This is a genomic window from Chryseobacterium sp. SIMBA_029 (genome assembly GCF_046535275.1).
Taxonomy (GTDB): Bacteria; Bacteroidota; Bacteroidia; order Flavobacteriales; family Weeksellaceae; genus Chryseobacterium.
Window position 1 is genome coordinate 1 of sequence record NZ_JAWRXA010000901.1, and the last position, 233, is coordinate 233.

Annotated in this window: 1 protein-coding gene; it reads right to left on the reverse strand. The window is 39.1% G+C overall.

Annotated elements, in window-relative coordinates; all coding sequences use genetic code 11:
* Positions 1-232, reverse strand: a 232-nt coding sequence (locus SB679_RS26445; protein ID WP_410705415.1) for a putative PEP-binding protein, incomplete at its 3' end; no start/stop codon positions are given.
* Position 233 lies beyond the last annotated feature (1 nt).

Here is a 233-nt window from a genome sequence, read left to right on the forward strand (position 1 = left end):
TCCCGATCTCTACATCCTTATTGAATGGGATTTTTTTCATTTCAAGCTCAACACGAATTTCATTGACGATCGATTTCGCTTCACGGAGTTCCTTAAGATTTGAACTCATAGGGAACATGATTTTCATATTTCCATATAAGGAAGCCCTCAGCATTGCCCTGATTTGTGTTTGAAAGACATCTTTTTGATCAAGGCAGAGACGGATAGCCCGGTATCCTAAAAACGGATTCATT